Consider the following 13,296-nt stretch of genomic DNA (forward strand, 5'->3'; position numbering starts at 1 on the left):
TCCCTCGCACTTTAAGAGCCCGATATTGCTGCGTTGCAAAAGGCAGCAAAGCTGCGCCACAATCAGCGGTATTACGGGCAGATCTTTCGAAACCGCACAATTGTTGTACCGCGCTTACCGATCCCGATGAAATCCGGACCCATGCATCGATACCTTTTTCACGCTCTCCGTCCGCTTCTCTGCCTCCTGATCCTCCTGAGCGGCCTTGCCGCACCGGCTCTGGCACAATTGCCGAACATGAGCGGCAATCCACCGTCCGAACAGGAGGAAACGGTCACCGATGCATTCGGCCGCACCACCCCCCGAGGCACGGTGCAGGGCTATCTCGCGGCGATGGCCCAGAACGATCCGATCCAGGCCGGACGATTTCTACAGGTGGAACCAGGCTCCGCCAGGGCTGAGACACTCGCAGAGCAGTTGAGAACTGTTCTTGACCGCTCCGGACGCCTCGCGCCGGTGTCAGAGATCAACAACACGAATGAAGGTGCAAGCGGCGACGGGCTGGAAGGCGATCTCGATCAGGTCGGCATTATCAGTTCCCCCGATGGCGATGTACCCCTTCTCGTCCGGCGGATTCAGCAGGACGGCCATGCCGTTTGGGTGGTCGCTGACGAAACGCTGAAAGCGCTGCCCAAACTGGCCAACCAGTCCGTTGCCACACTGATCGAGCGCTATACGCCTTCGAGCCTGAAAGGCTATGAACTGCTTGGCATACCAGCCGGCGACTGGGCGGCGGTGCCGGTGCTGGCGTTTCTAACCTTTCTGATCGGCTGGTGCCTGGCCTGGGCGCTGACCGCCTTCGCGATCAACACATGGCTGCGGCGCGCGCCGGCGGAGACGCGCGACGAAGCGCGGCGCGTCCGCGTGCCACTCGCCTTCCTCTTTTCCAACGGCCTCTTTCGGTTCGCCTGTCTCGGCCTAGGCGTTTCGGTCATCGCCCGGCAATGGACCTTCCAGCTTTACGATATCATCGCGATCCTTTCCCTCGTCTGGATCGTCTTCATCGTGACCTCGGCCGTTGCACGCCGTCTGCTCGATACGATGACGCGGCGCGAGAAGACATCGGCCATCTCCGGCACCAAGCTGATAACGCGGCTTATCAACGCCGTCGCCCTCTTCATCGGTCTCTTTCAGATTCTCGACATGCTCGGTTTCGATGTGGGTACGGGCCTGGCTGCTCTCGGTATCGGTGGTCTGGCCCTCGCGCTCGGCGCGCAGAAGACGATCGAGAACCTCGTCGGCTCCGTCATGTTGGTCGTCGATCAGCCAATCCGCGTCGGCGATCTCTGCCAGTTCGAAGGCGTCTTCGGCACAGTTGAGGATATCGGCATTCGTTCGACCCGCGTGCGCACGCTCGAACACACCGTCGTCACGATTCCGAACGGCGCGTTCTCATCCATGCAGATCGAGAACTTTACCCGGAAGGAGCGGTTTCTTTTCCACCATCAGTTCGGCGTGCGCTACGAAACGACCGCCGAGGAGATCGAACGTGTTCGTCAGGCGCTCAAGGCCTATCTGAAGGAGCATCCCGCCATTCAGGACGACGATCCGGCAGTCCGTTTTCTGAACTTCGGTGCCGACAGCCTGACGATGGAGATCTTCGTCTATATCGAGACGCGCTCGATCCCGAAATTTTTCGATTATCAGACGGAATTGCTGATGGGCGTCATGAACACCGTCCAGGGTGAGGGCGTCGAATTCGCCTTCCCGTCCCAGACAGTCTATCTGTCGCGCGACAGCCGAGCCCCGGCGAACTTCCTGGGCGGAAAGCCGGAATCGACGGCTCGCGAAAACAAGCCTCCGTCAGCTTGAAGCGGCGAACCGCCCATAGCGCTTTTGACCGGACGGCGTCGATTCCGCGGCGCTCACCGGAGCCTTGTGATCATTTGCGGCCATGACTTCACGCAAATCGCTGAGCACGGTGGACAAGATATCCAGATCGGTCGGGCCCAGCCTGACAAGCTGGTTTTCCATCTCGTCCGGATCGACACCGGCCTCGCAGAGCTCGCGCAAGGCATCAAGAATGGTCTCTTCGCTATCGAACCGACGCGCCGATAGCCTTAACTGCGTTTGGACGTCCACTTCGCGGTCCCCTCATCGAATCGCGCCCCGCCCAAGCGTTACCACAAATATCGTTTTGCGTCGAAATTTCGGAAAATTTGTGCGAAGTGCCTGAGAGCGCAGCCGGCGCTGCTGCAAGTCGCGGCCGTCATATCGCGAACTCAGAAAATGCAGTGGTTCAATGGGAGAGTGGCCGCTCGGCGAGGCAGAGCGTCGCGTCGTCGGGCGCGGTGCGCACCTCGTAGCCCAATGATCGCTCAAGGCCGATAACGGCCCGATTCTGGCGCGAGCCGACCAGAAGCGAGGCATGATAGCCACGGGCTTCCGCAAAGCGCTCCGCCTCGAAAACCAGAAGGGAGGCGATGCCCTTCCGCCGAAAGCTAGGATCGACGCTCAGCGCAATCTCGGCGGTGTCGAATCTGTTATCGCCCGCCACGAGTGCATAACCGAGCACCGTATTTTCGAATTCGTCAAAGGCCAGAATGATCGTCTTGTGCTCATGGTCGCCATTCAGCATCTCGGCGATCCGTTCGGGCGAGACGGTCGACATCGACGACAGAAAACGAAAATGAAGGTCTTCGGGCCGTTGGCGCCGATGAAAATCGGACAAGGCCCCCGCATCGTCCGGCCCGCCATAGCGAAGAACCACCGGCAGACCCTTCTTGGTTGCGGTCTTGCGACGCACATCCGTGGTTTGCCAAGAGGCCGATTTCGGCCGCTCGGCATGTGGATGTCGCAAGATCTTATGAACGAGTTGGGATAGCTGCGGATACATCGGTTTCGACCTTTGCTGCGGACCGGTTCATCCGGGAAAAGGTGGGTGTCCCTCTAAATTCATCGCACATATAGAGGTTTGTGCCACGAGTCGGAATGCATTTATTGCATTGCAGCATGGCAGAATGTGGACAAGCGCGCACCAAACGCGGCTCGTTCCGGCCAACGCGGCTTTTTAGACGGAAGACGGTTCTTGTTCGAGCTCCCCGCCCTGCTGTAGAAGCGCCGCAAAAGAGTTTGCGCTGCGCTAACGCAGCGTCCCACACAAGATTGAACGGAACGGATTGGATATGAGCGAAGCAGCCGAAAAATGGCAGGGCGTCAAGAAGGTTGTACTGGCCTATTCAGGCGGTCTCGACACGTCGATCATCCTGAAATGGCTGCAGACCGAGCTCGGGGCCGAGGTCGTGACCTTCACCGCCGATCTGGGCCAGGGGGACGAACTCGAGCCCGCGCGCAAGAAGGCCGAGATGCTCGGCATCAAGGAAATCTACATCGAGGATTTGCGCGAGGAATTCGTGCGCGACTTCGTCTTCCCGATGTTTCGCGCCAATACGGTCTATGAAGGGACCTATCTGCTCGGCACATCCATCGCCCGACCCCTGATCTCAAAGCGACTCGTCGAAATCGCCAAGGAAACCGGCGCCGACGCGATTGCCCACGGCGCGACCGGCAAGGGCAACGACCAGGTTCGCTTCGAGCTTTCCGCCTATGCGCTTAGCCCGGACATCAAGGTGATCGCCCCCTGGCGCGACTGGGAATTCAAGAGCCGGACGGATCTTCTGGATTTTGCCGAGAAGAACCAGATCCCGGTGCCGAAGGACAAGCGCGGCGAAGCCCCCTTCTCGGTCGACGCCAATCTTCTGCACTCGTCCTCCGAGGGCAAAGTGCTGGAAGACCCATGGGAAGAAGCACCCGAATACGTCCATATGCGCACCATCAGCCCGATGGATGCACCGGATGAGCCGACCGAGATTACGATCGGCTTCAGCAAGGGCGACGCCGTCTCCATCAACGGCGAGGAGCTTTCGCCGGCGACCATTCTGACGAGACTGAACGATCTGGCTCGCGACAATGGCATTGGCCGCATCGATCTGGTCGAGAACCGCTTCGTCGGCATGAAGAGCCGCGGCGTTTACGAGACGCCGGGTGGCACGATCCTGCTGGCCGCTCATCGCGCGATCGAGAGCATCACGCTGGATCGCGGTGCGGCGCACCTCAAGGACGAGTTGATGCCGCGCTATGCGGAGCTGATCTATAATGGCTTCTGGTTCAGCCCGGAGCGCGAAATGCTGCAAGCTGCCATCGACAAGGCGTCCGAGAATGTCGAGGGCGACGTTCGACTGAAGCTCTATAAGGGCAACGTGATCGTCACGGGCCGCAAGTCGCCGAAAAGCCTCTACTCCGAAGAACTCGTGACCTTCGAAGACGATCAGGGCGCTTACGACCAGAAGGACGCCGCCGGCTTCATCAAGCTGAACGCTCTGCGCCTTCGGACCCTCGCCAAGCGGGATCGATAGCGAAAGGCGATCCGTGTCGCACGCAGAACGCAAGTCGGACAGCGCTGCCCCTCCCGTCTTCGGTGAGGATTTCAGGGCCGAGTTCGAAACCCTCCTCGCCTGGCGCCGCGACGTGCGGCACTTTACGGGCGAGGCGCTGCCTGATGGGGCTCTCGAGCGGTTGATTGCGACGACCGCACTTGCACCGTCGGTCGGGAATGCCCAGCCATGGCGGTTCGTCTGCGTCTCATCGCCCGTCTTGCGCGAGCAATTGGCGGATCACGTGGACGCCGCCAGCCGCGCCGCGGCGAAAGCCTACGCCCCCGAAAGAGCCGCCGCCTATCGTGCGCTCAAGCTGCACGGCCTGCGCGAAGCGCCGGAGATCCTTGCGGTCTATTCCGACGAAAAGCCGGCCGCCGGCCATGGTCTCGGCATCGCCACCATGCCCGAAATGCTGCGCTATTCGACCGTCATGGCCATTCATACATTCTGGCTTGCCGCCCGGACGCAAGGAATCGGAGTGGGGTGGGTTTCGATTGTGGAGCCGCAAACGGTGAACCGTCTGCTCGACTTGCCGGATGACTGGTCGCTGATCGCGATTCTCTGCGTGGGGTATCCGGCCTTGCAGACCGACAGACCTGAACTGGCAATGCGCGGCTGGCAGGATCGGACGGTTCCCGATATCATTCGTCGCTAGACGGCCTTCACGCGATACCGGGCAAATCGCGGCGGTCTATCCATAGAAAATTCCCGCTCCCGACCCCATCTTCACGGTCGAAGGAGCCCGTCATGATTCCCTATTCCGTCCTCGATCTGTCGCCCGTGCCGGAAGGTGCGACGCCCGCCGATGCACTGGCCAACACGCTCGATCTGGCGAAACACGCCGAAGAATGGGCGTACACGCGCTACTGGCTCGCCGAGCATCATAACATGACCGGCATCGCCAGCGCGGCGACCTCTATCGTTATCGGACAGGTTGCGGCGCATACCAGGACCATCCGTGTCGGTGCGGGCGGCATCATGCTCCCGAACCATGCGCCGCTTGTCGTTGCCGAACAGTTCGGCACGCTGGCGACGCTCTTTCCGGACAGGATCGATCTTGGCCTCGGTCGGGCACCCGGTACCGATATGATGACGGCAAGGGCGCTGCGCCGCAGCCTCGAGAACTCGGACAACTTCCCGCAGGATGTCGTCGAACTCATGGGTTATTTCGACGATGCGAGCGCCGATCAGCGGGTCCGCGCCGTGCCCGGCGCCGGCACCCATGTGCCCGTCTGGATTCTTGGTTCCAGCCTGTTCGGCGCCCAGTTGGCCGCCCATCTTGGCCTGCCTTACGCCTTTGCATCGCACTTCGCGCCGGCTGCGCTCGAACAGGCGTCTGAGGTCTATCGCGAGACGTTCCGGCCGTCAGAGGCGCTGGAAAAGCCGCATTTCATGCTCGCGATCAACGTCTTTGCCGGCGAGAGCGACGAGGAGGGTGCCTATTTACGGACATCCATGCAGCAGGCTTTCGCCAATCTCCGCACCGGCAAGCCCGGCCCCCTTCCCCGTCCGGTTGAGGACATCGATGCCGAGATCGGACCGCAAATGCGTCAGATGGTGGATGAAGCGCTGCGTATCTCCGCGGTGGGTTCGGCCAAGTCGGTGGAACACCAACTGAGCAAACTGATCGCAGCGCATGAACCCGATGAGGTCATCCTGACCGGCCAGATTCACGATCATGCTGCGCGGCTGAACTCGTTCCGCATCGCATCCTCCTGTCTCGGCCATCTTCAGGCCGCCTGAGACGCCCGCCAAACCGCCTCAGTCGTTTCTGTTGGTCTCGGCGCGAAGCGCCCGACCTGTCGATTGCGGGCCGACCGTCATGTCGTGACGGGGCTCCGGCTCGGCCAAATGCGGATTGCTCCGGTAGACCAGGTAGCAAAGGATGGCCGCGCCACCCATGATCGGAATGAGAAGGCCCATCGCGAATAAGGGGTCGCCCAGCGCCGCGCCGATTGACCCCATCAGCAGGCCAGCGCCCATCTGCATGAAGCCCGTCAGGGAGGAAGCGGCCCCGGCAATGTGGGGAAATGGCGCAAGCGACGCCGTCAACATGGCGGGCATGACCAGGGCGATACCAAAAGAGTAGAATCCGACCGGCACCATGACCTTCAGAAAGCTCGGCTCTTCAAAGAGCAGCAAAGAGACCCCGAGCGAACCGATGGCGATGAATCCCAGGCCAAAGGGCACCAGTTGATAGGCACTGAAACGGCGCATCAGAAAACGCGTCGTAATCGAGCCTGTGAAGAAGCTGCCGGTCTGCACCAGCATGGAAAGGCCGAACTGGCTGGGCGTCAGCCCGATATCGTCCATCAGGATGAAGGGCAGGAAGGTGGCTTGGGTGTAGAGAGCGCCCACCGCTCCACCGATCACGCCGCTGGTCGTCAGAAAGTGGCGATTGGTGATCAGGTAGAGGTAGGAGCCACCGAGCACCCTGAGATTGAGGCGCGACCTGTCCGGAACCACGGTTTCGCGCAGGCTGAAAACCGCGCCGGCCATGACGGTCAGGCCAAGAAGCGCCATCAGAAAGAAGATCGCCTGCCAGGTCGAGACTTCCAGAACCAAACCGCCGATCGTCGGCGCGAGCGCCGGGCCGACGGCAAGAATGATGCCGATCAGATTCATGATCCGCGAGCTTTGGTCCTGGGTAAAAAGATCGCGGACCACCGCACGGGCGATCGCCTGTCCCGCCGAAGCGCCCACGCCTTGCACGAACCGAGCGGCAATCAGGAAACCGATGGATGGGGCAAAGAGCGCCGCGAGCGAGGCCGCAAAATAGATCGCCATGAAGATGATGGTGACGGGCCGCCGCCCGAGCGCATCGGAAAGCGGGCCGGCCACCAGTTGCGACACGGCAAAGCCGGCGAAATAAAGGGTGAGCGTCAATTTCACCATGGCTTCGGTCGTGCCGAATGCCTCGACGATCTGTGTCATGGCAGGCGTATAGAGAGCCATCGAGATCGGCCCGATGGCCACGAAGAGAGCGCCAAGGAGGCTGACTCGCCGCTCGCTCATCACCGGCCCGGTTTCGACACCGGTCGATTCCGGAGTACCCTCATTACCGGAGGCGGAGGCGACACGACGATCCATATGCATTTCGCTTTGGTCTCGATCAAGCATCGGTGTTCTCCTCGTTCGGGACCGATGCCGAGATGGAAACGTTTTCTTGGGCGAGAAGATTGGCACGCATCTTGTGAACCACTTGCGCATAGATCGCGTAGTCGTGCCGGTCGATATCGGCTTCCGCGCGCCCCCGTAAAAGCGCTTTTACCTGGTCAATCCGCTCTAGAACCGGCGTACTGGCCTCGGTCAATTGAACACGTTTGGCGCGACGGTCGTCAGGGTCGGATTCACGGCGCACAAATCCGGCCTTTTCGAGCCGGTCGATCAGGCCTGTCACGCTCATCGCGCCGATCGCCAGCCGTTCCGCGATATCGGCCTGACGGGATGGACCATGTTTCGCCAGCACATTGAGCAAGCGTGCTTCCGCCGGCGTGAGAACCACGTCGGAAGCGGCGATTTCCTCTTCGAACCGAAGCCGGAACAGACGGACAAGATCGAAGATCTCGAAAATATTGATCTCAGTGGCAGATGACATAGTAAGAGATACTTATCGTAAGGTTGGCTTATTAATTGCTAGATATCGATGCTCCTCCCTTCTCGCAAGATCCTCGATGGCCTTGTTGCGAAGACGGTGCGTCAACCTAAATGAAGAGGCGACCTTCCATCAGAACGGACTTTCCATGACCGCCCCCTCCATCGATCTTGCCGCCCATCCACTCACGCACTGGACGGGGGAACTCGGCCTGCCGGACTTCGCTGCCATCGATCAGGCCGATTTCGAGCCGGTCTTCGACGCGGCGATGGCGGCGCACCGAAGCGAGATCGAAGCGATCGCCACCAATGAGGAGGCCCCGTCCGTCGACAATACGCTCAAGGCGATGGAATTGGCCGGTGAACCGCTGTCGCGTGTCCTGGCTATCTTCTCCGCCCTGGCGGGGGCAGACACCAATCCACACATTCAGGCGCTCGAACGAGCCATATCGCCTGCCCTGAGCCGCCATTTCTCCAGTATCGCAATGAACGAAGCGCTGTTTGCCCGTGTCGATGCGCTTTGGGAAAAACGTGATGAGCTTGGTCTCGATGGGGAGACAGGCCAGGTCCTTGAGAAGACCTGGAAGGGGTTCGTCCGGGCCGGCGCGAAGCTGCAAGGCGACGACAGATCCCTGTTCGCCGAGATTGGCGCCAGGCTGGCCGAACTCGGCACCGCATTCGGTCAGAACGTGCTCAAGGACGAAGCGGAATGGGAGCTGGTCCTCGACGAGGCAGACGTCGCCGGCTTGCCGAGCGATCTGCTTGAATCGATGGCGGCTGCGGCGCAGTCACGCGGCCATGAAGGCCGCTATGTCGTCACCCTCTCCCGCTCGCTTTACGAGCCCTTCATGCAGGCTTGCGGCAAGGCCGAATTTCGCGAGACCGCTTACAAGGCCTTCACCAATCGGGGCAGCCTTTCTGAAGAAACGGACAATGCACCGATCATCGCTGAGACGCTTCGCTTGCGCGATGAAAGGGCGAAATTGCTCGGCTACGAAACATTCGCGGCCTTCAAGCTCGATAATACGATGGCCAAGACGCCGGTCCGTGTCATGGAACTGCTCGAACCGGTCTGGGAACGTGCAAAGGCCGTCGCGGAAGATGACCGCCAGGCCCTCGGCGAACTCGCTTCGGCCGAGGGGCAGAACGCAGAGATCGACGGCGCCGACTGGCGCTATTGGCAGGAAAGGCTGCGGACGGAGCGGTTCGCCTTCGATGAAGCAGAACTGAAACCCTATCTCGCGCTCGAACGCGTCATCGAGGCCTGTTTCGACGTCGCGCGCCGCCTGTTCGGGCTTCAGATGGTCGAGCGGAGTGACCTGAAAGGCTGGCACCCGGACGTTCGCGCCTTCGAAGTCCATGATGCTGACGGCGCGATACGCGGCCTCTTTCTCGCCGACTATTTCAACCGCCCGTCGAAGCGCTCGGGCGCATGGATGAGCCGGCTGCAGAGCGCTCATAAACTCGATGGCGGCGAAAAACCGATCATCTACAACGTTATGAATTTCGCAAAGCCGAAAGAGGGTCAGCCCGCCCTGCTGTCGATGGATGAAGCACGAACGCTTTTCCACGAATTCGGCCATGCGCTTCACGGTCTTCTCTCGGAGGTGACGTGGCCATCGATCTCCGGCACTTCGGTCAGCCGCGACTTCGTTGAGCTTCCAAGCCAGCTCTACGAACACTGGTTGACCGTTCCCGAGATCATGCAGAGCCACCTGCGCCATGTGCGTACGGGTGAACCGATCCCCGCCGAGCTGATGGAGAAGCTGGAGGCTGCTCAGGGCTTCGGGCAGGGCTTTGCCACGGTCGAGTTCACTGCCTCGGCGCTGATGGACATGAAATATCACGACGGTGCGCCGGCGGACGATCCCCTCGCCTTCGAAGCGCAGACGATGGATGCGCTCGGCAAACCGGACGCGATCGCCATGCGCCACCGGAGCCCCCACTTCCAGCATATCTTCGCGGGCGATGGATATTCAGCCGGCTACTATTCCTATATGTGGAGTGAGGTCCTGGACGCCGATGCGTTCGAAGCCTTCACCGAGACGGGCGATCCCTTCAATCCCGAGATTGCAAGGAAACTGCGCGAGAACATCTATGCCGCAGGCGGCAGCGACGACCCCGAAAAGCTCTACACGGCGTTTCGCGGGCAGATGCCGAAGCCCGAGGCCATGATGCGCAAGCGCGGTCTTCTGACAGAGAATTCACGCGAAGTGTGATTCACGTGAAACGCAGGGCGGCTCACCAGTCGATCGGTTCGCCGTGCTGATCGAAAAAGCCGCCCGTGTCCTCCGTCGCAAGGCGATCCAGAACGCGGACGAGATTCGCCGCGGCCTCCCTCGGCAAGACGGTTTTATGGCGGCCCTGATAGGCGGCGGTAAAAGGTGTCTCTACGGTTCCGGGATGCAGAGCCACCAGCGTGAGACTCTTGTGACTTCGCGACAACTCAATCGCAGCGCAACGCAGATACTGGTTGAGCGCCGCCTTTGAGGCCCGGTACCCGTACCATCCGCCGATCCGGTTATCGCCGATCGAGCCGACACGGGCGGAAAGCACGCCGATCCGCGCTGTTGTATCGCGAACCAGTTTCGTCTTCAGATGTTTGAGGACCATAAGCGGGCCGATGGCGTTGACCGCCATCAGATATGCCAGGCTCTCGGGTTTGCATTCTTCGAGCCGTCTTTCAGGCCCTGCCGGTTCGACCGACAGGATACCGGTGGCGAGGAAAATCCGGTCGAAGTCGCCATCGACACGGCCGACGCCCCGTTCGATTGAGCTTTCGTCTGTGATATCGAGACCGTCATCCGTGCGCGATAATGTCAGGACCTCGCCATCCTGCGCGCATCGTTCGGCAAGCGCCAAGCCGATACCGCCCGACGCGCCAACGATCAGTGTTCGGAGCGTTTTCTTCTCAGACAAAGGCACTTTCACCGGTAATCGCCCGCCCGACGATCAGTGTCTGCACCTCGCGGCTGCCTTCGTAGGAGTAGATCGCTTCGGCATCGGCGAAGAACCGCGCGACCTTGTGCTCCAGAAGGATGCCATTGCCGCCGAGCGCTTCACGGCCGCGTGCGACAGCTTGCCGCATCTGCGCGGTACAGAAGGCTTTTGCAAGGGAGGCCTGCTCTTCGCTGTCCTCGCCCGCATCCTGCAATTCGGAGAGGCGTTTGCACATCAGCAGGGAAGCGGTGACGGCCCCGAGCATTTCGACAAGATGTTCCTGGATCAACTGAAACGAAGCGACGGGTTCCCCGAACTGCTCACGCTTTCTTGTATAGGCGAGAGCCGTCTCGAAGGCGCCGAGCGCGCAGCCAGCCGCCTGCCAGGCCACCGATCCGCGCGACAGCCGCAGCACCTTGGCGGTATCCTCGAAACTTCTCGCCCCCGGCAGCCGATTGGCCTCGGAGACACGACAATCCTTGAGCGTGATGATCGCATTCTGAACGATGCGCAGCGCGATCTTGTCGGCAATCACCTCGGTCTCGAAACCCGGCGTCCCCTTCTCGACCACGAATGCCTTGACCTGATTGTCGGATTCGTCGCGCGCCCATATGACGTTGAGATCGGCGAAGGAGGCATTGCCGATCCATTTCTTCTGGCCGTTCAAGACCCATTGATCCCCCTCGCGCCGGGCCGTGGTCAGCATGCCCTCGCTGATGGCCGAGCCGACCTGAGGTTCGGTCAGGCCAAAACTCCCGATCAGTTCGAAATTGCGCATTTTCGGCAGCCATTCGGCTTTCTGTTCGTCCGATCCGCAATGATAGATGGAAGCGGCGGCAAGCGGCCCCTGCACACCCACGAACGTGCCGATCGAGGGATCGATCCGTGTCAGCTCGACAGCGATCAACCCGTCCAGAAGATAGGATTGATCGCGAAAGCCTTCGCCCGACCAGGCCGTACCGATCAGGTCGAGTTCTCCAAGTTTCGGAATGATGTCATGAGGAAAGGTCGCGTCGCGCCAGTGCTGATCCACGATCGGCGCGACCTCGGTTTCCATGAAAGCGCGAAGACGTTTCAAGAGGGACCGATCCTCTTCTGGAAGAGTGTCCCAGAGACGATAGAAATCGCCTGGCCAGAGATCCGAAATATCGGCGTTTACATGCTTGTTCATAGCGCCATCCTCCTGAAGCAGTGGAGGAATAACGCACGAGCGATGGGAAGGGTGCAGTTATAGACGCAAAGAGGCGGCGTGACGCCGTAGCATCGCGCCGCCTCCTGGCAAACGAGTCGAATGTGAAAGCCTAGGCCGCCTGCTTTTTCGGCTGGATCAGGCCCTTTGCGACGAGCAGTTCGGCGATCTGAACCGTGTTCAGCGCGGCACCCTTGCGAAGATTGTCGGAGACGACCCACATGGCAAGGCCGTTCTCGACGGTCGCATCCTCGCGAATGCGGGAGATGAAGGTTGCGTCGTCGCCAGCGCATTCATGCGGCGTGACGTAACCGCCATCCTCGGGCTTGTCGACGACGAGGCAACCTGGCGCTTCGCGCAGAATCTCACGCGCTTCATCCGCCGTAATCGGCTTCTCGAATTCGATATTTACCGCTTCGGCGTGGCCGACGAAAACCGGAACGCGAACGGCGGTCGCAGTCACCTTGATCTTCGGGTCGAGCATCTTCTTGGTCTCGGCCAGGATCTTCCACTCTTCCTTGGTGTAGCCATCTTCCATGAAGCTATCGATATGGGGGATGACATTGAAGGCGATGCGCTTGGTGAACTTCTTGGATTCGATCGGATCGGAAACGAAGACCGCACGGCTCTGGTTGAAGAGCTCGTCCATCCCTTCCTTGCCGGCGCCCGACACCGACTGATAGGTCGAGACAACGATGCGCTGAATCGTCGCGGCGTCATGGAGCGGCTTCAAGGCAACCACGAGCTGAGCGGTCGAGCAGTTCGGATTGGCGATGATGTTCCTCTTGCGGAAGCCCTCTATCGCATCGGGGTTCACTTCCGGCACGATCAGCGGCACCTCGGAATCATAGCGCCAGGCTGAGGAATTATCGATCACGACGCAGCCCTGCTGGCCGATCTTGGGGCTCATCTTCTTGGAGACATCGCCACCGGCGCTCATCAGGCAAAGATCGGTATCGGAGAAATCGTGATCCTCCAGCGCGCGAACCTTGAGCGTCTTGTCGCCATAGGAGACTTCCGTTCCAATAGAACGGCGCGAGGCCAGCGGCACCACCTCATCGGCGGGAAATCCACGCTCTTCGAGAATGTCGAGCATTTCGCGGCCGACATTGCCGGTCGCCCCGGCCACTGCGATCTTGAAACCCATGATTTTAAATCCGATCCTTGTTCCGCCTCCCATACTGAACATGCGCCGTC

The 13,296-nt window shown here is 60.5% G+C and carries 12 protein-coding genes; 5 read left to right on the forward strand and 7 right to left on the reverse strand.

Annotation, left to right across the window (positions count from 1 at the left end):
- The first annotated feature begins 141 nt into the window (after positions 1-141).
- Positions 142-1,812, forward strand: a complete 1,671-nt coding sequence (locus D8780_RS13545; RefSeq protein WP_158598515.1) for a mechanosensitive ion channel family protein — start codon at positions 142-144, stop codon at positions 1,810-1,812.
- On the opposite strand, the gene D8780_RS13550 is transcribed toward D8780_RS13545, so the two are convergent.
- Complete coding sequence (locus tag D8780_RS13550) at positions 1,804-2,082, reverse strand: hypothetical protein (RefSeq protein WP_121646083.1); 279 nt, start codon at positions 2,080-2,082, stop codon at positions 1,804-1,806. The two genes, D8780_RS13545 and D8780_RS13550, sit on opposite strands and share 9 nt — an antisense overlap.
- Positions 2,083-2,239: 157 nt before the next feature.
- Positions 2,240-2,746, reverse strand: a complete 507-nt coding sequence (locus D8780_RS13555) for a GNAT family N-acetyltransferase (protein WP_158598516.1) — start codon at positions 2,744-2,746, stop codon at positions 2,240-2,242.
- 379 nt (positions 2,747-3,125) lie between these two features.
- Between D8780_RS13555 and D8780_RS13560 the strand changes: the two genes are divergently transcribed.
- The 3 genes from D8780_RS13560 to D8780_RS13570 all read left to right on the forward strand — a co-directional run bounded on the left by D8780_RS13560 (position 3,126) and on the right by D8780_RS13570 (position 6,119).
- A complete protein-coding gene (locus tag D8780_RS13560) occupies positions 3,126-4,355 on the forward strand; it encodes an argininosuccinate synthase (protein ID WP_121646085.1) in 1,230 nt (409 codons plus the stop codon).
- 13 nt (positions 4,356-4,368) lie between these two features.
- Complete coding sequence (bluB, locus tag D8780_RS13565) at positions 4,369-5,031, forward strand: 5,6-dimethylbenzimidazole synthase (protein ID WP_121646086.1); 663 nt, start codon at positions 4,369-4,371, stop codon at positions 5,029-5,031.
- Positions 5,032-5,123: 92 nt separating this feature from the next.
- Positions 5,124-6,119 (forward strand): LLM class flavin-dependent oxidoreductase, encoded by a 996-nt coding sequence (locus D8780_RS13570; RefSeq protein ID WP_199699610.1) that lies wholly within the window; start codon positions 5,124-5,126, stop codon positions 6,117-6,119.
- 18 nt (positions 6,120-6,137) lie between these two features.
- Here the strand turns inward: D8780_RS13570 and D8780_RS13575 are convergent, their stop codons facing one another.
- Entirely contained in the window at positions 6,138-7,391 is a 1,254-nt protein-coding gene (locus tag D8780_RS13575) for a multidrug effflux MFS transporter (RefSeq protein ID WP_121646574.1), read from the reverse strand.
- 97 nt (positions 7,392-7,488) lie between these two features.
- Entirely contained in the window at positions 7,489-7,974 is a 486-nt protein-coding gene (locus D8780_RS13580; protein WP_121646087.1) for a MarR family winged helix-turn-helix transcriptional regulator, read from the reverse strand.
- 145 nt (positions 7,975-8,119) lie between these two features.
- Here D8780_RS13580 and D8780_RS13585 point away from each other — a divergent pair, with 145 nt between their 5' ends.
- Positions 8,120-10,189 carry a M3 family metallopeptidase gene (locus tag D8780_RS13585; protein ID WP_121646575.1) on the forward strand — a complete coding sequence of 690 codons (2,070 nt, stop codon included), beginning with the start codon at positions 8,120-8,122 and terminating at the stop codon, positions 10,187-10,189.
- A gap of 22 nt (positions 10,190-10,211) precedes the next feature.
- Here D8780_RS13585 and D8780_RS13590 read toward each other — a convergent pair whose 3' ends face one another.
- From D8780_RS13590 to D8780_RS13600, 3 genes are all read right to left on the reverse strand, one after another.
- Positions 10,212-10,889 carry an SDR family NAD(P)-dependent oxidoreductase gene (locus tag D8780_RS13590; RefSeq protein ID WP_121646088.1) on the reverse strand — a complete coding sequence of 226 codons (678 nt, stop codon included), beginning with the start codon at positions 10,887-10,889 and terminating at the stop codon, positions 10,212-10,214.
- Positions 10,882-12,081, reverse strand: coding sequence for an acyl-CoA dehydrogenase family protein (locus D8780_RS13595; protein ID WP_121646089.1), 1,200 nt, complete (start codon positions 12,079-12,081; stop codon positions 10,882-10,884). Before D8780_RS13595 ends, D8780_RS13590 begins: the two co-directional genes overlap by 8 nt.
- Before the next feature lie 130 nt (positions 12,082-12,211).
- Positions 12,212-13,246 carry an aspartate-semialdehyde dehydrogenase gene (locus tag D8780_RS13600; protein ID WP_121646090.1) on the reverse strand — a complete coding sequence of 345 codons (1,035 nt, stop codon included), beginning with the start codon at positions 13,244-13,246 and terminating at the stop codon, positions 12,212-12,214.
- Positions 13,247-13,296 lie beyond the last annotated feature (50 nt).

Origin of the sequence: Notoacmeibacter ruber (genome assembly GCF_003668555.1) — a bacterium.
In the GTDB taxonomy this organism is placed as follows: domain Bacteria; phylum Pseudomonadota; class Alphaproteobacteria; order Rhizobiales; family Rhizobiaceae; genus Notoacmeibacter; species Notoacmeibacter ruber.